Origin of the sequence: Pseudomonas sp. G5(2012), assembly GCF_000408945.1 — a bacterium.
GTDB classification, from domain to species: Bacteria; Pseudomonadota; Gammaproteobacteria; order Pseudomonadales; family Pseudomonadaceae; genus Aquipseudomonas; species Aquipseudomonas umsongensis.
The window spans coordinates 1-17,173 of the sequence record NZ_APIO01000101.1 but is presented as its reverse complement, the minus strand read 5'-3'; the positions used below and the strand labels follow the sequence as shown (position 1 = coordinate 17,173).

Below are 17,173 nucleotides of genomic sequence, written 5' to 3'. Positions count from 1 at the left end.
GTGGCCGTTACCGCAGCAATGGATATACACCCCGTCCCCTACTTGTGAACAGCAACTGATCAAAACTTCGCATAGTTCAACGCATCGACAATCGCCGAACCGCCGATACCTGTCAGGGACAGCAGCAACGAACGGATCAATGGGTCTTCGGAGTAGCGCGAGAACGAACCGGTGTTGAGCGTTGCAACCCGTTCACGAATCATCTTGAACTTGGCATAGCCCGGCGTCGATTCCGGTGTTTCCAGTAAATAGGCGTCGATTCGTTGCAAGGCCACCGTGCGGGCCTTTTCCGCCGCTCGACGCAGGGTGAGCGCAGAGCCGAGCAGCAGCAACGCGGTCAGCAGGTAGGAAATCATCAGCCCTGGCGGTGTTGGCCAGTTGTCGAACAGGCTGCTGCGTGAGGCCAGCAGGATCAACAGCACCACGGTCGGTGCGTAGATCAGCCGATTGACCGCCGACGTACGCTTGGCGATCAGTTGCAGATCCACCCACTCGTCGATGCAGGGATGCTTGAGCATGCCGAAGATTTTCTTGTGTTCGGCCTGCAACGTCCCTGGCCAGATCGCATGGTGCTCGCTCAGATGACGGATGAAGCGCGTCAGCAACAGGTTGGCATCCATGACCCAGAACACCAGCACCTGGAACGTCAGCGTCGGAATCAGCCAGTTCAACATCCACCAGTCCGATGCACCGCGCACGGGCGTGCCTTCCATCGGCCAGATCACGAACAACACGCTGGTGACCACGACGTAGGCCCAGGTAGCGAGTAACGCCCGCAACAGACGGGCACCGAATGAACCACAGATGCAGTGCTCACCCCAGAAGCGCGCAATGACGATCATCTTGCGTCCGTCCGTGCAGCGGGCCTGGGCGGCCGCGCAGGACTTCGACCAGTCTTCGTTGGCACTCATCAGCGGGAAGAAAATCAGCAACAGCCAATGGCCAAGCTCATTGCACCAGCGGCGCAGGCTCCAGCCTTTGCCGCGGCGGATCAATCGCTGTACCTGGCCCCACAGGGTTGTCTGGTATTTGCGCATGTGCAGGCGCAGATGGAAGGCACTTTCGATCTCCGCGCGATTGATGCGCAGCTTGCGCCACCCCCAGGTCAACGCCGAGAGCGAGATCAGCACGGCCAGCAGGCGCAATGCTACGGTCGGCCAGGCGCTGATGCCTTCGAGCAAGAACATCGGCTCGCCCAGGCCGTTGTCGGTCAAGGTGCTGCGCATCTGGTACGCCAGCATCAACGCGAGAATGAACACCACCAGCGGGACCACGAAGTACCACGCCCAGGCATCGTATGAACCTGGGGTCACACTCGACGTCGCGTCCTGGGCCAGTGCCAATCGCCGCGTGGAGCGACGGAGCAGGTTCGACGACAGGATGCCCAGCAGCACCAGCACGAAGGTGAACCACAGGAATTCCGCATGCCAGTAGCGCGTGGCAATGAAGGCGCAGGCCGCCGCGACCATGAACAGCGTAATAGGCACGCCGCGCACCCACGCCAGGCGTGTGTCGTGTTCGTCCTGGGGGCCCTCGATGCGCCACCAGAGAATGAACGCAGCGATGCTCAGCAGGGTGAGTGTCAAAGGTCCGGCCCAAAAGAACGATTGGCTGTGTTTGAAACGCTCGCGCAGTGACTGGGAGGGCTCAGGGTAGGGCGGCGGCGAGGGATCTTGCAGGCAGCGCAACGCCATCAGATCGTGGGGCAGCACACCGCGCTCCGACTGGGCTTGGGTGGGCGCCTGGCAACTGGTCGGGCGTGAGGCGCCCAGTCGCGTGGCCAGGGGAATAAAGCCACTGATGCCCACTTCGTAGATGCCCGGCGAGAGCAGCTCCGATTTGGAATAGTCGAATTTCGCGCGCTTGGCATCAAAGGATTGCGGCGCCAAGGCCGCCAGTACTGAAATGAACACGGCACTTTGCAGGCTGTCGCGAAATGGCGGCACGTCCTGTTGCAGGGCGCGAGTCAGCGTCAGGCCATAGGGTGCGGCGAGGATCAGGTTGCGCGTGGTTTGCGCCTGGCCCCGTTGCAGCATGCGCGCGTCAAGGTCGGTGGAGAAGTACAGTTTGTAAGGCATTCGGCTCTTGAGGGCCTGCAGCACCAGCAGCTTGTCGTAGGCATCGACACCCAGGATACCGATGGCGCCGATGCCGCTTTCGCCATCGCGTCGATAGGCCGCGTCTTCGCTGGCGATGTGGTCGGCGAGGCGTCGCAGATAATCGAGCTGGGAGTTGCCGTCGGATTTCTCCAGCGGGCTGAGGTCGATGGCGGATGCGCCACGGGCGTTTTTGCTGGCATCGTAGCTGGCGGTTTTATCGGTGCTCGCTGATTCTTCCGGCAGACGCCCGTCGAGCCCGCGCAAGTAACTGAAGCGCAAGATCCACTGGTCGACGGCACCCTTATGGTTTTCACCGTCGCCGAGTCGGGCGTCCCTGGCCACCTGCAGCTTGAAGCTTTCGATCAGGGCACGGCTGTAGAAACTGTCCCACTCGGAAATCAACGCGATGCGGTTGGCGCTGCGGCGAAGATTGCCGGTGCAGGGTGAGCCGATCCGGCTCAGTTTGCCTTCGCTGCAACGCACGCCGGCGGCCGGGTCGACGCGGCGCAGCTTCAGTTCTTCAAGCATCAGTTGGGTCATGGTGCCATCGTCACTGACGGTGCGCAGCAGCTTCATCGGCTCGCGGTTGGCCAGCGGCGGCGACAGCTTCTGGTAGCCACGATCCAGTGTCTCGTTGTCGGCCGTGGCCAGCGGCGAATAGATTTCGATGTTCGGCGAGGCCTTGCCGATGTCCTGGTCCTGGAACATGTCGCGCAGCACGGTCGAGGTCGAGGGGCCTATGACCTTCAAGACGGCATTGGCCGAGGGTTCGATGCAAGGTGCTGGCGTGCAGGCCATGGCGACTTTTTTTTTCAGGCTGTCACGAAGCGTTTCGAGCTGTTGCAGCGGCATCGAGCCGAGCGCGTCCTGTTTCAACCAGAACACGATCGTTCGGTCGGAGGGTGCGGGCTTGCCTTCAAGCGCCTGCGGTGGATCGAACGGATTGGACACGAACACTTCGTAGGGCGTATCGACGAAAGCGTTTTTCTGCGGTGCCTCGAGTGACAGGTTGGCGGCCAGCTTCAGGCAGTGGATGTACTGCTCCTGATCCGGCACCCGGTGGGAATTCTTGAACCCGGCCAGCAAGGCATAGCGAATGCGCCGGCGCCTTTCGACTTCATCGGCGTAGGGGCCACCCTCGACCAGCGCGACCATGATGTCGGGCGCCGATTGTCCTGCGCTCAGGGGCGAGAGGTCGGGGCTGCAAACGTTCTCGGCGTCCGGGTTCTTGCTGTCGGCAAGCTTCTTGCGATAACGCTCCACCGCGTCGAAAGGGTCCTGCCACAACCGGGCCTCGATGGGCAGTTGTGCCTGGAACTGGGCACCGATGGGGCGCGGCTCCAGGAAGGGTTCGCGGGTGAGGGCGAACATCGATACCACCAGACTCAGGATGACTGCACTGCCTGGCAACCAGAGGGCCAGATTTGTGCCCGAATCCTTGCTGTCCATGGCCTGTGCCTCTTGTTTGCGGCCAACTGTGTACTGTTATTTATAGACCCAATAAATGAAGGGGAATGGCCTGAATGAACGATTGCCTGACCGAATTGCCGTCGATCGGCTATTCACCCGCACTACGGCGGCAGGTGTACAGTGCGGTGCTCTGGCTGAATAATCGGTCATGCCTCCTTTAAGGTCATTCTGGACGAACGCCATGCATCGCATCGGACTCATCGTTTACCCCGGTTTCCAGGTTCTGGGCCTGGCCATGTGTGCCACATTCGAACTGGCCAACAGTGCGGCCGATGAACCGGTGTACAGCATTGTCCTGGTGTCCGAACACGGCGGCATGGTGCAAACCTCCGCAGGGTTCGCTGTGGAGACCAAGCCATTTGACCCGTGTTCGTTCGATACGCTGTTGGTCATGGGCGATAACTTGATTCGCCCGCCATCGAAAGGGCTGGTGGACTTTTTGCGCCATGCCAGCCAGGGCACCCGCCGCCTGGGTTCGATCTGCACCGGTGCCATTGCCCTGGCCGAAGCCGGTTTGCTCGATGGCCGGCGAGCAACCACCCACTGGTGTCATGCGGCGTCGTTGCAGCGGGCGTTTCCGAAGGTGAAGGTTGAGGAAGACCGGATTTTTATCAACGACGGAAATATCTGGACCGCCGCCGGCATGAGCGCGTGTGTCGATCTGGCGCTGGCCCTGGTGGAAATCGATCTGGGCGCGGAAGTCGCGCGCCGGGTCGCCCGGCAGTTGGTGGTGTATCACCGCCGGGCGGGCGGGCAGTCGCAGTTTTCGGTCATGCTGGAGTTGCAGCCCAGGACCGATCGCATCCAGGCAGCATTGACGTACGCCAAGCAGAACCTGAAGTCCGATTTGTCGGTTGAGGAACTGGCCAACGCCGCCAATCTCAGCCCGCGACAATTCAGCCGAGTGTTCAATGCCGAAACCGGGCAATCGCCGGCCAAGGCTATCGAAAGCCTGAGGGTGGAGGCCGCGCGGTTGATGATGGAAACCGGCCGGCACTCGATCGATGTGGTGGCAACCGAAACCGGCTTTGGTGACAGGGAGCGAATGCGCCGGGCTTTCCTGCGAGCTTTCGGGCAATCGCCCCAGGTGATTCAGCGGGCCAATCGAGGTTGATGACCTAAAAGGTGGTGTATACGACATTCAAGTCACAATATTATTTTCGTAATATTTGTCTCGTTGAAACCCATTCCCTCAATGAGATCGCCGCCATGACCTTTGTCAAAGCCGCCGCCGTACAAATCAGCCCCGTGCTCCACAGCCGTGAAGGCACCGTCAACAAAGTCGTCGAGAAAATTCTCGAGCTGGGTGAGCAGGGCGTGCAGTTCGCCGTGTTTCCCGAAACCGTCGTGCCGTACTACCCGTATTTCTCGTTCGTCCAGGCGCCCTTTGCCATGGGCGCCGAACATCTCAAGCTGCTGGACCAGGCCGTGACGGTGCCGTCGGCGGCGACCGATGCCATTGGCGCTGCCGCCCGAGAGGCCGGCATGGTCGTGTCCATCGGTGTCAACGAACGAGATGGCGGTACGTTGTACAACACCCAATTGTTGTTCGACGCCGACGGCTCACTGATCCAGAGCCGCCGCAAGATCTCCCCGACTTACCATGAACGCATGATCTGGGGCATGGGCGACGGGTCCGGCCTGCGCGCCACCGACAGCGCGGTGGGGCGCATCGGCCAACTGGCGTGCTGGGAACATTACAACCCGCTGGCCCGCTACGCCTTGATGGCCGATGGCGAACAGATCCACGCCTCGATGTACCCCGGCTCGTTTGCCGGCCCGCTGTTCACCTCACAGATGGAAGTCAGTATCCGCCAGCACGCATTGGAAGCGGCGTGCTTCGTGGTCAACTCCACCGCCTGGCTCAGCCCTGAGCAACAGGCGCAGATAATGGCCGACACCGGCTGCCCGATCGGGCCGATTTCCGGCGGTTGCTACACCGCGATCATCAGCCCGGATGGCGTGGTACTGGGTGCGTTGACCGAGGGTGAAGGCGAGGTGATCGTCGACCTCGACATGAGCCTGATCGACAAGCGCAAGCGCATGATGGATTCGCGCGGCCACTACAGCCGTCCGGAACTGCTCAGCCTGCTGATCGACCGCACCCCGCATGCCCATGTGCATGAACGCAGTGCGCATCCGGAGACAGTGGAAAAGGTAGATCCACTGTAGGAGCGAGCATGCTCGCTCCTACAGTAAGGCGGTAAGGCAGTACTCCGTTGTTTCAGTGCTGGTTGCGGCGCCAGAAAATCCGGGCCAGCAACGCATCGACGCTGAACTTGCCAGGACCCGAAAGCAGCAACGGCACAAGGGCGGCGAGATAAATCAGCGGCAGCTTGAAGTTACCAAAACCTTTGTTGCTGATGGAGTAACCCTGGGCCAGTTCGCTCAAGGTCGACCAGTCTGCCGGCCAGTGCACCGCGGCGGTCGCGACGATGGTCACCACGATCAGGCTGATCGCCGAGAAGCGTGTGGCCAGGCCCACCAGCAGGGCGAGCGCGCAGATCAGCTCGACCCACATCGACAGTTCCCAATTCAGCGTGGCCGGCAGGTGGTTGAACGGGAACAGGAAGCGGTCCTGGATGTCGGCGAACCAGTTTTCGCCATTGAATTTTTCCAGGCCCGACTCGAAGAACTCCCAGGCGAGGAACACCCGCAAGGACAGTGGCGCGATCCAGCTGCCGGCACGGTCAAGGTTCAGGTGCAGGCCTTTCACGGCCGATGAAATAGTGGCGTTCATGGTTGATCTCCTTCAAGACAGGGATGTCGGACCGGGGGGGCCGTTGAGAGGTATTTCATCAACCGGGTGTATCTGCGGTATGTCGTTGGCACGGGAATTTGAAGGCCTGGTGTGTCAGGGGCGGGGCTGTACACACTTTGATACGTTCAGTTCGAATGCATTTAAATGTGGGAGCGGGCCCGCTCCCACAGGGACCTTTGTGGGCATCAAGTCAGAGCGGCAACGCCAGAACCCGGCTGCGCAGATGCGCCAGCGTCTCGTCATCGAGCACCGTGGTCAGTTCCAGGCCTTCTTTGGCCTGATACAGGTTCATCGCATCCCGGGTCTGTTTGCCGACAATGCCGTCAATCGTGCCGGGGTGCCAGCCCAGGTACGTCAGGTAGGTTTGCGCGGTGCGAATCCTCAGGTCGGGCGTTCCGCCGTAAGAGAACTTCTGATACGCGGCACTGAGCCGCACGTCGTAGTTGTTGATGGCGTAGTTGGGGCCGTTGTAACGACGGGCGAAGTTCGCCCAATCCTTGGCCCGTAGCGCGGCGATGGAGCCGCCACCGATCAACGTGCCGACCATACACAATAGTTGTTCGTTCTCTGACAGGACCATGCGCCTGACCATCGATTCAACGTCTGCAGAACCGGTGGAAGCGAAGTTGAACCCCATGATCTGGCCCAGCCCCCACGACGTGCTTTGCAGCGCCGCATTGCGGTCAAGCTCGATCGCCTGGTTGAGCCGGTCGTACTGGTGGTCCCCCGACGCACCATAGTTGCCAGGGCTTTTGCTGCTGATATCGGGGTGTTGTGCGTCAAACGCCTGGTGGGTCAAGCGGCTGAAGACGTGACGCTCGAAAAGGATTTTCGGACGGCGATCGGAAAAGAATCCGTTGCCGGAGGTTTCTACTGCCAGAACAGCCCACAGTTGTGCAGCGCTGACTTTGGCCAGGTCCAGGGCGTTTTCCAGACCTTCGTCGTCAAGGGCTGCGCCATGGCTTCTGAATTCGTTGCTCATGACGGCCTCCTTCGAAACAGCAAACGCGGGGGTACGCTTTAAGCGTAGGTGGGCCAGGCTGGCACCGGCGGGTTTGCGATTATCGGCGCAGGGCTGTGGCGGATGACGCTCGGCGGCTTTTGCTATACATTTTCTGCCCGCCCATTGCATGGTGATACCGCTTCATGTCTCTTGCGCTCGAACGTCTAGTCGCTGGCACGCCGATCCCTTTCGCCGGTAATCGTGTCACTGTGGTCAGCCCCGAACTGGCGGCACGCTTTGCGCCCGGTGACCACCTGTTGGTGGAGCAGGTCAGCGGCGAACTATTGCTGATTCCGGTGGCTGACCAGCAAGCGGCAGCGGTGGCGATCGAACGTGCCGAAGCGGCGTTCAAGGCGATGTCTACAGTGTCGGACCAGGCCATCAGCGCCTTTTTCGATGAATTTGCCCAACGCCTTGAGACGCCTGAGTGCTGGGCCTTGATCGAGGCCGCAAACCTGGCCGACATCGAACGGGCCAAGGCTCGTGGCCGCTCGACCACGCGTTTGCTGGCCGATGAGCGCATGCGTCGCGACATGATTGCCGGCCTGCGCGCCTGGCGCGATGCGTCGGCCACCCGCGGCAAAGTGATCAGTTGCGTTGAGCACGACGGCTGGAAAGTCGAACAGGTGGTCTCGCCGCTGGGTATCGTCGCGTTCGTCTTCGAGGGCAGGCCGAATGTCTTCGCCGATGCCGCCGGTGTGTTGCGCACCGGTAACACCGCGGTGCTGCGCATTGGCAGCGACGCGTTGGGCACGGCCCAGGCCATTGTCACTCACGCATTGAACCCGGCATTGAACGCCACCGGATTACCAACCGGTGCGGTGTCGTTGGTGGAAAGCGTCAATCACGCCGCCGGGTGGGCGATGTTCGCCGACCGCCGTCTGTCCCTGGCCGTCGCCCGTGGTTCGGGGCGCGCCGTCAGTCAATTGGGCAGCATCGCGCAACAGGCCGGCACCGCCGTCAGCCTCCATGGCACGGGTGGTGCCTGGTTGATCGCCGACATCGACGCCGATGCCACGCGCTTCGCCGCTGTGGTGCGCAACTCCCTGGACCGCAAGGTCTGCAACACCCTGAACGTCTGCCTTATCCAGCGCGACCGCGCCGCTGACCTGGTGCCGCTGTTTCTCGATGCGCTGCAACAGGCAGGCAAGGCACGGGGGCAGGGCTGCAAGTTGCACATCGTGGAAGGCAGCGAAGCGTTCCTGCCGGCGGATTGGCAAACCGCCAGCGTCGAGGTCTACCGCGCCGAAGGCTACCGCACCGAAGCACTGGCCGAAGCGTTGCCGGAAGATCAACTGGGTCGCGAGTGGGAGTGGGAAGAAACCCCCGAAGTCAGCCTGAAGATCGTCGACGACCTGGACAGCGCCATCGCCTTGTTCAATCGCTACAGCCCGCAGTTCACCGTGTCGCTGCTCAGCGAAGCTGCAGCGACTCAGGAACGCTTCTACAACGCGGTCAACGCGCCTTTTGTCGGCAACGGGATCACCCGTTGGGTCGATGGTCAGTACGCACTCAACAAGCCGGAGCTGGGCCTGTCGAATTGGGAGAGCGGGCGGCTATTTGCGCGCAGTGCAATTCTTTCAGGTGATGGTGTGTTCACCATTCGCAGTCGCATGACCCAAATAGATCTGGGCATCAAACGCTAAAAAAGGCCTGTCGCAGCATCTTTATATTGTTCGAACGTGAGAGGCACCTTTACGGTTTTCTCTGCAAAAGGTGGGGTTGTCTACTGTCAAGTTTGACAGTAGACGCGCCATGCTTTTCGCCGACTTAATAAAGCTCCGGGGCTGAACCCGTGTAGTCACCATGGAAATCAGTCATCCCACTGCCTGACGAATCCCCAGGTTCCGACGATTTTAAGGGTGAGCTATTAATCGACGGCGACCCGTCGACCCCCTTCTGATATCTGCCGATGAAAAGATCTTGATGGTGTATGGGGGGCTTCTCATACGTCTGCTGAAAAATGGTCAACCTGATCCGAGTTTCAACGGGGTAAATATTACGTAGATACCCGACATTCGGAATATCCATCAGTCATCCTTCGCATGGTGCAAGTTTGTGAGGATAAACTTGTGTTGTCGGGCAACGCCAACGTGAACGGTGAGCGTGTCGTCATGTTTACGTGTTTCTTCTCAATGGAAAACTGGACACGGGTTACGGGCAAAACGGACTGCTGCTTCGCTACCTTGCTTGATTTTACGTAGTAAACAAAAAAGTCCCCGCTCAAAAAACTTGAGAGGGGACTTCTTATGGCTATGGATTATCAGTAGAACCGGTCAATCACCCGAACTTCGTTCTGGCCCTGCAGCGAGTCCCAGGCCTGTTTCAGCGTTTGCAGGACATTACCGATGAAGTCCTTGTCGGCAGCGGCCTTCTTGCCAACATAGCCATGGCCGCGACGGTACATTTTCAGTCGGGCCAGCAGGTTCTGGTTGTTCTGGTCGAACTCCGCTTCATGGGCATGTGGCGACAGGCAGTCGATATGCACCTGGCCCGATTTGCTGATCCACAGGATATGGCTGTCGTGACTGTCTTTTTGCGCCGCGAACATGCGAGCCAGCTCTTCGATAGTCGGTTGATTGTTCAGATTCATGATAAAGCCCCCTTGACCATTTGGTGATCTTTCAAAGTTGATTCGCTAATACATGTAGCCCATCGGTTAGTTGATCCCTGGCACCGAAACCAGGACGTCAGCAGTCGTCCGCCGAAATCGACGGGGTCCCGCGTCTGTTGCATGTAGTCGTGTTGAATAACTGCTACGCAATAGCGTCACAACGAAGAGAAGCGGCGATAACCTTTGGCCCCTGCCGACGTTTTCAGGGTCGGCCACAAGCATCATGAGGATGGATCGCCAGCGCTTCTCGCCCTTGTACTGGACGTTCAGGCCAGGTCAGCTTCTTCAATCTGCCTTGTGGGCAGCGTGTATCCGGAAAAAACAGCTCGGCGGTCAGACGAGCTTGCTCAAGCGTGTTACCAGTACTCCCGATCGGGGAGACGTCTGCATCATGCAAGGGCAAATCGAAGGCGTCAACGGTTTTGTAGTGAATATTTTTAGTCACTACATATTGTCTGACAAAGCTGATTTGGAATTAGACGGGGGGTCTTCCTCTACCCCCATGTAGGAGCGAGCATGCTCGCGATAGAGGTCAACGATGACGCGGGGAGCCTGACACCCCGTGGTGCCCTCAGGTTTTTCGCGAGCATGCTCGCTCCTACAGGGACAGGGCTTACGCTTTCTCAAAACAGTAAACAGTGCACGGCAACCCCTGGATGTACAGTTGATGAGCGCTGAACCGGTTTTGCGTCGCCTCAGGAATCACCGCCGCCCAGAACAGCCGTGCCGGCTGGTTCGCCTCGACATGGAAAATTTGCCATCGACCGGGGAGTCGGTTCAACAGGGTGGACACGACAAACCTGGCGACGCCCTGGCCACGAAAGCCCCGACTGACGAACAGATAACCGATGTTGTAGCGGGCATCGGGCACGTGGATTTCGTCATCCACGGTGACGAACCCGGCCAACTCCCCATCGACCCGGATCAGAAATGCCTGGGTCGCGGGTTTTCGCCAGTAGTCCGAGAGGGGCAGGATATTGAAGAAGCCATGCTCACCCAGCTTCAGCGGCACCCACTCGCTGAAATCATAGGTGTAGAACTGCATCAGGTTTTCAATGGTCTGCAGTTCGTCGCGTTGGGCCGCGTGCAGTTCAATCGAGATCATCTGAAAGGTTCCCGCCGATGGCTGTGCATGACAGGTCATTATGGCCGAAGAAGCTGATTGACCACGTTGAACGTCTGCGAGCCGCCACACACCTGCATCACTGCAAGCGTCTTGCCCTGGGTGGGGCGAACGGCACCGAGTTCCAGGGGAACCCAGTCGATCTGCGCCTTGAACAAGGCCGACATCGCGCCATGGCGTTCCGGCGAACACCCGACCTGGCCTTTGGACCACTGCAACAGTTCGCGCAGCTCCTGGACTTTGGGGTGGGCGGCAGGAGCATCGTCGGGCAGCCGCAAACTGGACGGATTGAAGATGCGCGTCTCTGCGCCGAAATGCTCCAGCAGGCGCGCGGCTTCTTCGACCAGCAGGCGGCTGAACGAGCGTTCGCGGGTCGAGCCGTACAACAGCAGGATGTGTGGATACCAACCTTGAAGTAGTAGCCCCAGGTGATGCGCATGTCCTTGCGTTCGAGCACGTGCAGCCAGAGGAGGGTGGCGAGACTGCCGATGGGGGTGATCTTCGGGCCGAGGTCACAGCCGATGATGTTGGCGTAGATCATCGCCTTGCGAATCAGTCCGTCCGCGCCCAGGGGTTCAGCAACAGGCAGCATCGCGCACGGGACGCCCGTCCATGGCGGAACCATTGCACCCGGTTCATCCACCGCTGACTTTCCAATGCTTGACATCGTCAGCGAACATCATCTGCTTCATCTCATGGGCAATGCCATAGGCCAGGGATTCGTGTGCAGCGATGACTTTTTCTTCCGCCGAAAGGCAATGGAAAATGTCGAGCTTGGTCTCTGCCTCAGCCGTTTCGAGGGTGAAAATCTGCACGTAACGCGCAAGGTCGTTATCAAGGCTCGACAGGTATTCGCGCAGGCGCTGGTGGTCGACCGATTTCTGGCTGAAGTACCAGTTCATCGGGTGGATCAGGAAGCGTGAGTGAGGGGAGGTGATGCGCCGGCCTGCCGCCAGGAACATGATGATGCCCATGGATTCGATGTTACCCGCGTTGATTGCGCACAGCGGTACCGGCAGTGACTTCAGGAACGTATAGAGGGTGAATCCAAAGTTGGTGCTACCGCCGCTCGTAGACAGATTGAGGAGTAGGGAGGTGGCGCCTTCATCGATGGCTTCGAGGCAACAGTCCCGGAAGCGCTCAGTCGTTCCCTGATCGATCTGGCAATGAAAATGCACGATATGTTCAGTCATCGATAGACTACCTGGATGATGCCTGGAGGACTTCCACGCGTTATCAAGTCTAGTAAACATCGAGCGGTTGATCTTGAAACCCTCGCAGATTGCCGCTCTATCCGATGCTCGCCATCCATCGAATGAGCGCAATTCCAATTGAACCAAATGCCCGGATCCACTCGTCGCAAGTACGATAATTCGGTTCAAACTTTCTGTTTTGTGCGTCCTCCGACGTATACGGGCCCAAGCTCGTACCAACGATGCAGAGGTGAATGAAAATGGCCAATACAGGAAATAAAAATCCCGGCAGCGACTGGGACAAGACCAATGAAGCCGGTAAAAAAGGTGGTCAGGCTTCCGGCGGGCAACAATCGCGCGATAACGATCGCATGTCCGGAGGCGGGCAAGGCAATCGCGGAGGCGAATTTGCCGATGATAAGGAAAATATGACCAAGCCAGGCCAGAAAGGCGGCCAGGCTTCAGGCGGACAACAAGGCAACAGGGCAGACCAATCGTCCAGCACTGGGCAAGGAAGCGGACGCGGCGGTAATTTTGCCGATGATCGCGATAAGTCTGATATGGGACGCAAAGATGACGGGATGAGCGGAGGTGGAGGACGCAAACCCTGATGCTGTCTGAATCATCAAGCCCCGATTTTTTCGGGGCTTGATTTCGATAGGATTGAGATCAGTCGCAAGGACGCGCTAATTGATCTGCACAATCACCGGACCTTCCGTCACGATCGGCGGGTTCGCGTGGATATTCGATGCATTTTTCTGAATCCATTCGCGTGCAACTTTCAAGCTCGCATCGCTGCCGGCCTTGTCCGTGCAAACCGTCACTGAGGTCCCACCATCCCCGGTATTGAGCAGTGTGTAGCTGACGAGGCCAGGCACTGTCCGCAGGAGCGCTTCGACGTCGGTCTGGCGCTGTTCCAAAAGGTCGAAAAGCTGTTTGGCTCCTGCACCGAGGTAGGTTCTTATTACCGCATACATGATCGTCTCCTTTGGGAGTACCCAGGTTTCAATTCTCCCCGATTCATTAAGCTTAGCCACAGGCCGGTGGCAGGCGAGATGCTACGACCATCGGCGGCGTTCGCTCTCGCCATTCACTCTCACGCCTGATCCATCGCCTCAGCCACCCCCTGATCCTCTCCCAGGAAACCACCACTTTGATGCTGCCACAGCCGCGCGTAGGTGCCGTTTTTTGCCAGCAATTGCGCATGGGTACCCTGTTCGATGATACGTCCCTCGTCCATGACAATGAGTCGATCCATGGCCGCAATCGTCGACAGCCGATGGGCGATGGCGATGACGGTCTTGCCCTGCATCATTTCATCGAGGCTTTCCTGGATGGCGACTTCAACTTCAGAATCCAGGGCACTCGTGGCCTCGTCCAACAACAGAATTGGCGCGTTCTTGAGCATCACCCGGGCGATGGCAATGCGTTGGCGCTGGCCGCCCGAGAGCTTGATGCCGCGCTCACCCACCAGGGTGTCATAACCACTATGGCCTTGCCGATCGCTCAGTTGGCTGATGAACCCGTCGGCTTGGGCATTAATCGCGGCGCTGCGCACCTGGGCGTCGGTCGCGTCCGGGCGGCCGTAGGCGATGTTGTCGCGAATCGAGCGGTGCAGCAGGGACGTATCCTGGGTGACCATGCCGATAGCGGCCCGCAGACTGTCTTGTGTCACCTGAGCGATGTTTTGCCCGTCGATGCGAATCTCACCGCTGTCGACGTCATAGAAGCGCAGCAGCAGATTGATCAGCGTCGATTTGCCTGCGCCGGAACGGCCCACCAGGCCGATTTTTTCGCCTGGGTGGATAGTCAGGCTCAATCCGTCGAGCACCTGGCGTTCACCGTTGTAGTTGAAGCTCACGTTGTCAAAGGTCACCGCGCCGCCAGAGGGCACCAGTACGCCAGCGTTCGGCGCGTCCTGCACCTTGGGACCTCGGGTCAGGGTTGCCATGCCATCCTGCACGGTGCCGATGCTTTCGAACAGCGAAGCCATCTGCCACATGATCCAGTGCGACATGCCATTGATACGCAACGCCATGGCCGTAATTGCCGCCACCGCTCCCGCGCCGACCTCGCCCTGGTGCCAGAGCCACAGGGCATAGCCGCCAGCGGCCATGATCAACATCACCACCAGCGCCTGGTTGACGATCTCGAACTGGCTGACCAGGCGCATCTGGCGGAAGCCGGTTTGCTTGAAGTCCTCCATTGCCGCGCGCGCAAAATGCGCTTCACGATTGGAGTGCGAGAACAGTTTCACGGTGGTGATGTTGCTATAGGCATCTGAAATACGCCCCGTCATCGACGATCGCGCATGGGCCTGTTCCTGCCCGACTCGCCCCAGGCGCGGCACAAAGTACAGCATGGCCAGCCCGAACAACGCGACCCAGGCAATAAAAGGCAGCATGAGTTTCAGGGCGAAGCCGCCGGCCAGTGCGATGATCGCAATGAAATAAACGCCAATTCCGGGTGCGATTTCGATAAGGGTGAACAGGACTTCGCGCACGCCCAGTGCAGTCTGCATCACCTTGGTGGTGACCCGACCGGAGAACTCATCGGAAAAGAACGAAAGGCTTTGCCGCAGCATCAGTCGATGGAAGTCCCAGCGCAGCCGCAACGGCAGGTTGATGGCCAATATCTGGTGCTGCACCATGGTACGTAGCGCCACCAGCCCAATGCTGGTGACCAACACTGTCGCGATACCCCACAGCACAGAACTTTCCTGCCCGTTCGCATCGCCACCGGCCTGCCAGGTCGAGAGCAGGTCCACGACCTGCCCAAGAAAGGAAAATAACCAGGCTTCGTAGATCGACACACTGGCACTGAGCAGCGCCAACGCAAGGATATAACCGCGGGCGCCGCGCGTGCAGGCCCACAGGAACCGCATCAGGCCGACAGGCGGCGGCGGTGCTTCGTCGGGAGGGAATGGATCGAGCCTTCGTTCAAACACGCGAAGCATTGTGATCTCCGAAATGATCTGGGTAAGCGGATTTTGCCATTGAGTGGCTGCTTTGAGGGTTTGCGGGGCAGACGTCGTATCCGCCACCGCCAGGCTAACGGTGCCGGGGGATGCAGGGGGCCCGCGTCTAAAGCGCTCGGTTGAACTTTTACAGATGTAAGGCTGTGAAGGGTGTAAAGGAGTGTAAAAGGAGTGTAAAAGGAGGGGGGCCACAAACGGAACAATTCGTCCCGTTTTCCATCAAGCGGAGAGTGGCCTGTTCATTCCTGCCGTTTACAAACACTCAGAGGTTGAAATTTCGCTGGCGTAGGCGCCTGTGGCGCTGTTGTCGACCTGAGCCGATGGACTCACAGACATACGTGCGCCGGCAGACAGGTTGCCGTTGATCCGGGGGATATGGCACAGGGACGATGCCGCCCCCATGCTCATGCGCACCTTGGCCACATCCGCAATGAAGGGCAACGGTTTTTTGTTGAAGGTGCTGCCCATCGCCAGGTCAAGGACCAGTTCACCCGTCTTGCCCTCGATCTGGATGTCAGTGCCCATGCTGCCTGCCACCGTCAGCCTGGACGGATCGACGGCACAGGCAGGTGCCACGATTTTTACCCCTGCTTTTCCCGTCAACCCCGTCAGTGGCGCGCTGGTATATAGCGTGATATCCAGGGTAGGGGAGACGACGCGAACATGTTTCGCTGCGTCATTTACCAGCAACAACGCCTTGTTGTCTGTCGTCACCTGGAGCTTCTTCAGCGTATCGGCAGAGCCTGAGACCACCATTGATGATGTTGCAGCGCATTTGATCGACAGGTTCACACCCTGTCGGGCCTCAACGCTGTTGAATGCGGTCAGCGCAAAGGTTTTTTCTGCGGCCAGTACAACACCACTGGTCGTGATCGCCAGCAGCGCAAGCAACAGCTTCATCGTGTCCATGTTGTTCATGCAACCTCCTTGTTTCACAGAAGCACCGAAAGGGAAATCCAAATCCCAGAAACGACAAAGCCCTGAATAATCAGGGCTTTGTCGTATAAAGATGGCGGAGGCGATGGGATTCGAACTCATGGACCTGTTACAGTCGACGGTTTTCAAGACCGTTGCCTTAAACCACTCGGCCACACCTCCGTTTGTGTTGCGGGCGCCATAATACCTGAATGAAACACACTGTCAAACTCTCTGCATAGCTTGTTACAGGGCGTCTGTTATGATCTTTGCGACTGAACGTTTCAAACCAACAGGAGTGTCGCCATGCGCGAACAGGATTACGCAGTGAACAACAGCGTGCAGGCTGAGCAGCTAGAGGTTAGCCGCGTCCTGCGCAACACATACGGCTTGCTGGCTCTGACGCTCGCCTTCAGTGGTGTGATGGCGTACGTTGCCCAGCAGATGCGTGTCGGCTACCCGAACATTTTCGTGGTGCTGATCGGCTTCTACGGCCTTTTCTTCCTCACCAATAAGCTTCGTGATTCCGCCTGGGGCCTGGTGTCGGCCTTTGCCCTGACCGGTTTCATGGGTTTCCTGCTCGGCCCGATCCTCAACCGTTACCTGGGCATGCAGGGCGGCGCCGAAGTGGTTAGCTCGGCCTTTGCCATGACCGCACTGGTATTCGGTGGCCTGTCGGCTTATGTGCTGATCTCGCGCAAGGACATGAGTTTCCTCAGTGGCTTCATCACGGCGGGTTTCTTCGTGTTGCTGGGTGCGGTGGTTGCGAGCTTCTTCTTCCAGATCAGCGGCCTGCAACTGGCGATCAGCGCGGGCTTCGTGCTGTTTTCCTCGGTCTGCATCCTGTTCCAGACCAGCGCCATCATCCACGGCGGCGAGCGTAACTACATCATGGCCACCATCAGCCTGTATGTATCGATCTACAACCTGTTCATCAGCTTGTTGCAGCTGTTTGGCATCATGAGCCGCGATGATTGATCGCCAGCCATGATTGAAAAAACCCGCTTCGGCGGGTTTT

14 protein-coding genes, 1 tRNA gene and 2 pseudogenes are annotated in these 17,173 nt (G+C 58.9%); 5 read left to right on the top strand and 12 right to left on the bottom strand.

All coding sequences use genetic code 11. The features are described from left to right. Positions 1 to 59: 59 nt before the first annotated feature. Positions 60 to 3,548 (bottom strand): hypothetical protein, encoded by a 3,489-nt coding sequence (locus PG5_RS26130; protein ID WP_020800072.1) that lies wholly within the window; start codon positions 3,546 to 3,548, stop codon positions 60 to 62. Positions 3,549 to 3,750: 202 nt separating this feature from the next. Between PG5_RS26130 and PG5_RS26125 the strand changes: the two genes are divergently transcribed. Together PG5_RS26125 and PG5_RS26120 are read left to right on the top strand one after the other, a co-directional pair. Then, entirely contained in the window at positions 3,751 to 4,683 is a 933-nt protein-coding gene (locus tag PG5_RS26125) for a GlxA family transcriptional regulator (RefSeq protein ID WP_020800071.1), read from the top strand. A 95-nt stretch (positions 4,684 to 4,778) separates the two neighbouring features. Further along, positions 4,779 to 5,741, top strand: coding sequence for a Nit6803 family nitrilase (locus tag PG5_RS26120; RefSeq protein ID WP_020800070.1), 963 nt, complete (start codon positions 4,779 to 4,781; stop codon positions 5,739 to 5,741). 52 nt (positions 5,742 to 5,793) lie between these two features. Here the strand turns inward: PG5_RS26120 and PG5_RS26115 are convergent, their stop codons facing one another. Both PG5_RS26115 and PG5_RS26110 read right to left on the bottom strand, forming a co-directional pair. Further along, complete coding sequence (locus tag PG5_RS26115; RefSeq protein WP_020800069.1) at positions 5,794 to 6,309, bottom strand: DoxX family protein; 516 nt, start codon at positions 6,307 to 6,309, stop codon at positions 5,794 to 5,796. Positions 6,310 to 6,520: 211 nt separating this feature from the next. Next, positions 6,521 to 7,312, bottom strand: coding sequence for an N-acetylmuramidase domain-containing protein (locus PG5_RS26110; RefSeq protein ID WP_020800068.1), 792 nt, complete (start codon positions 7,310 to 7,312; stop codon positions 6,521 to 6,523). Positions 7,313 to 7,476: 164 nt separating this feature from the next. Between PG5_RS26110 and PG5_RS26105 the strand changes: the two genes are divergently transcribed. Continuing rightward, positions 7,477 to 8,979 (top strand): aldehyde dehydrogenase family protein, encoded by a 1,503-nt coding sequence (locus PG5_RS26105; RefSeq protein WP_020800066.1) that lies wholly within the window; start codon positions 7,477 to 7,479, stop codon positions 8,977 to 8,979. Positions 8,980 to 9,596: 617 nt separating this feature from the next. Here the strand turns inward: PG5_RS26105 and PG5_RS26095 are convergent. From PG5_RS26095 to PG5_RS26075, 5 genes and pseudogenes are all read right to left on the bottom strand, one after another. Beyond that, on the bottom strand, positions 9,597 to 9,926 hold the full coding sequence (locus PG5_RS26095; RefSeq protein WP_020800065.1) for a hypothetical protein: 330 nt from the start codon (positions 9,924 to 9,926) through the stop codon (positions 9,597 to 9,599). A 634-nt stretch (positions 9,927 to 10,560) separates the two neighbouring features. Continuing rightward, the gene (locus tag PG5_RS26085; RefSeq protein WP_020800064.1) at positions 10,561 to 11,052 is read right to left on the bottom strand and encodes a GNAT family N-acetyltransferase; all 492 of its coding nucleotides are present in this window, start codon (positions 11,050 to 11,052) and stop codon (positions 10,561 to 10,563) included. Between the two features lie 50 nt (positions 11,053 to 11,102). After that, a pseudogene (locus PG5_RS26080) lies at positions 11,103 to 11,498 on the bottom strand (NAD(P)H-dependent oxidoreductase); the annotation flags it as partial. After that, positions 11,474 to 11,629, bottom strand: a pseudogene (locus PG5_RS33875) (ArsB/NhaD family transporter); the annotation flags it as partial. The pseudogenes PG5_RS26080 and PG5_RS33875, both read right to left, overlap by 25 nt. A gap of 76 nt (positions 11,630 to 11,705) precedes the next feature. Further along, positions 11,706 to 12,263, bottom strand: a complete 558-nt coding sequence (locus PG5_RS26075; RefSeq protein ID WP_020800062.1) for an ATP-dependent Clp protease proteolytic subunit — start codon at positions 12,261 to 12,263, stop codon at positions 11,706 to 11,708. A 260-nt stretch (positions 12,264 to 12,523) separates the two neighbouring features. Between PG5_RS26075 and PG5_RS26070 the strand changes: the two genes are divergently transcribed. Further along, entirely contained in the window at positions 12,524 to 12,874 is a 351-nt protein-coding gene (locus PG5_RS26070; RefSeq protein WP_020800061.1) for a hypothetical protein, read from the top strand. A 75-nt stretch (positions 12,875 to 12,949) separates the two neighbouring features. Here PG5_RS26070 and PG5_RS26065 read toward each other — a convergent pair whose 3' ends face one another. The 4 genes from PG5_RS26065 to PG5_RS26050 form a co-directional block, all read right to left on the bottom strand. Continuing rightward, positions 12,950 to 13,240 carry a hypothetical protein gene (locus tag PG5_RS26065; protein ID WP_020800060.1) on the bottom strand — a complete coding sequence of 97 codons (291 nt, stop codon included), beginning with the start codon at positions 13,238 to 13,240 and terminating at the stop codon, positions 12,950 to 12,952. A 119-nt stretch (positions 13,241 to 13,359) separates the two neighbouring features. Continuing rightward, the gene (locus tag PG5_RS26060; RefSeq protein ID WP_020800059.1) at positions 13,360 to 15,219 is read right to left on the bottom strand and encodes an ABC transporter ATP-binding protein; all 1,860 of its coding nucleotides are present in this window, start codon (positions 15,217 to 15,219) and stop codon (positions 13,360 to 13,362) included. Between the two features lie 273 nt (positions 15,220 to 15,492). Further along, entirely contained in the window at positions 15,493 to 16,158 is a 666-nt protein-coding gene (locus PG5_RS26055; protein ID WP_020800058.1) for a GIN domain-containing protein, read from the bottom strand. Positions 16,159 to 16,250: 92 nt separating this feature from the next. After that, positions 16,251 to 16,338, bottom strand: a tRNA-Ser gene (locus PG5_RS26050). A gap of 123 nt (positions 16,339 to 16,461) precedes the next feature. Between PG5_RS26050 and PG5_RS26045 the strand changes: the two genes are divergently transcribed. After that, complete coding sequence (locus tag PG5_RS26045; protein ID WP_008060078.1) at positions 16,462 to 17,133, top strand: Bax inhibitor-1/YccA family protein; 672 nt, start codon at positions 16,462 to 16,464, stop codon at positions 17,131 to 17,133. The last annotated feature ends 40 nt before the right edge of the window (positions 17,134 to 17,173 follow it).

Excerpts from the sequence above, each read along its gene's own strand:
- PG5_RS26070 (WP_020800061.1), top strand. The coding sequence starts at position 12,524 with ATGGCCAATACAGGAAATAAAAATCCCGGCAGCGACTGGGACAAGACC.
- PG5_RS26055 (WP_020800058.1), bottom strand. The coding sequence starts at position 16,158 with ATGAACAACATGGACACGATGAAGCTGTTGCTTGCGCTGCTGGCGATC.
- PG5_RS26060 (WP_020800059.1), bottom strand. The coding sequence starts at position 15,219 with ATGCTTCGCGTGTTTGAACGAAGGCTCGATCCATTCCCTCCCGACGAA.
- PG5_RS26075 (WP_020800062.1), bottom strand. The coding sequence starts at position 12,263 with ATGACTGAACATATCGTGCATTTTCATTGCCAGATCGATCAGGGAACG.
- PG5_RS26105 (WP_020800066.1), top strand. The coding sequence starts at position 7,477 with ATGTCTCTTGCGCTCGAACGTCTAGTCGCTGGCACGCCGATCCCTTTC.
- PG5_RS26115 (WP_020800069.1), bottom strand. The coding sequence starts at position 6,309 with ATGAACGCCACTATTTCATCGGCCGTGAAAGGCCTGCACCTGAACCTT.
- PG5_RS26130 (WP_020800072.1), bottom strand. The coding sequence starts at position 3,548 with ATGGACAGCAAGGATTCGGGCACAAATCTGGCCCTCTGGTTGCCAGGC.
- PG5_RS26120 (WP_020800070.1), top strand. The coding sequence starts at position 4,779 with ATGACCTTTGTCAAAGCCGCCGCCGTACAAATCAGCCCCGTGCTCCAC.
- PG5_RS26045 (WP_008060078.1), top strand. The coding sequence starts at position 16,462 with ATGCGCGAACAGGATTACGCAGTGAACAACAGCGTGCAGGCTGAGCAG.
- PG5_RS26065 (WP_020800060.1), bottom strand. The coding sequence starts at position 13,240 with ATGTATGCGGTAATAAGAACCTACCTCGGTGCAGGAGCCAAACAGCTT.
- PG5_RS26085 (WP_020800064.1), bottom strand. The coding sequence starts at position 11,052 with ATGATCTCGATTGAACTGCACGCGGCCCAACGCGACGAACTGCAGACC.
- PG5_RS26125 (WP_020800071.1), top strand. The coding sequence starts at position 3,751 with ATGCATCGCATCGGACTCATCGTTTACCCCGGTTTCCAGGTTCTGGGC.
- PG5_RS26095 (WP_020800065.1), bottom strand. The coding sequence starts at position 9,926 with ATGAATCTGAACAATCAACCGACTATCGAAGAGCTGGCTCGCATGTTC.
- PG5_RS26110 (WP_020800068.1), bottom strand. The coding sequence starts at position 7,312 with ATGAGCAACGAATTCAGAAGCCATGGCGCAGCCCTTGACGACGAAGGT.